Origin of the sequence: Streptomyces sp. NPDC051555, assembly GCF_044454405.1 — a bacterium.
Classification (GTDB): domain Bacteria; phylum Actinomycetota; class Actinomycetes; order Streptomycetales; family Streptomycetaceae; genus Streptomyces.
Genome location: NZ_JBITDP010000124.1, coordinates 1 through 1,247, shown reverse-complemented (window position 1 = coordinate 1,247; position 1,247 = coordinate 1). Strand labels below are relative to the sequence as shown.

The following is a 1,247-nucleotide window of genomic DNA, read 5'->3' as shown; positions in this document are numbered from 1 at the left end:
TCGGGAGTGTCATGAATTAGGTGGGTTCCTTCCTCGAAGGAGTCATCTGATGGGTATGACGACGGGTCACTCGATCGGGATGGCCGGCGGTGTGTCGCTTGCCAGCGGCGGCGAGAGTGCTGAGGGTTCTGGTGTGAAGGCGATGCCGGTATCCGAGAACGGTCTGTCGGTCGAACTGCTGGAAGAACTGGCCGTGCTCGCGGCGGAGAAGACCGCGGCCGGCGGTCTTCGACTGATGGGCGAGGGCGGCATTCTTCCCGAGCTCGCTCAGCATTTGATGCAAGCCGCGCTCGAGGCGGAGATGGATCTGCATCTGGCCGATGAATCGGTGCGGGTGGGCGGCCGGGGATCGCGTTCGGGCGGAAACATGCGTAACGGTTACCGGGCGAAGAAGGTGATGACCGAGGTCGGCCCGGTGGTGGTGAACGTGCCGCGTGACCGGTTCGGAACCTTCCGCCCGGGACTGGTGCCGAAGTACGCCCGCCGGACCGGCGCTCTGGATGAAATGGTCCTCTCGCTCACGGGGAAGGGGCTGACGTCCGGGGAAATTGTCGCGCATCTCGCCGAGGTATACGGAATGACCACGTCGAAGGAAACGGTCTCGACGATCACGGACAAGGCGCTGGAATCGATGGCGGAATGGCGGACCCGTCCTCTCGATTCGGTGTATCCGGTGGTGTTCATCGATGCGATCCATGTGCGCATTCGGGACGGCCAGGTGGCCAACCGGCCTGTCTACGTGGCGATCGCGGTCACTGCGGACGGCTACCGGGAGATCCTGGGACTGTGGACCGGGCAGGGTGGCGAGGGCGCCAAGTACTGGCAGACCGTGCTGACGGAGATCCGCAACCGCGGCGTGAGGGACGTCCTCATGGTGGTCTGTGACGGTCTCACCGCGCTACCCGAGGCCGTTACCGCGATCTGGCCCCAAACGGTCGTGCAGACGTGCGTGGTTCACCTGATCCGGAACAGTCTGCGTTACGGATCGCGTCGCGATACGGCCGAGATCGCCCGGGATCTCAAGCCGGTCTATACGGCCGTCGATGAAACACAGGCCCGGTGCCGGCTCACAGAGTTCAAGGAGAAGTGGGACAGCCGCTATCCATCGATCGGCGGGATCTGGGAACGGTCCTGGAACGAGTTCGTCCCGTTCCTTTCCCTGCCGCCTGCGATCCGGCAGGTCGTCTACACAACCAACGCGATCGAGAGTCTGAACGCGCGCTACCGGAGAGCGGCACAGGCTTGCG

The 1,247-nt window shown here is 64.0% G+C and carries 1 protein-coding gene; it reads left to right on the top strand.

Annotation, left to right across the window (positions count from 1 at the left end):
* Positions 1–49 precede the first annotated feature (49 nt).
* A partial coding sequence (locus ACIBEA_RS44645) for an IS256 family transposase (protein WP_399270331.1) occupies positions 50–1,247 on the top strand: 1,198 nt, incomplete at its 3' end.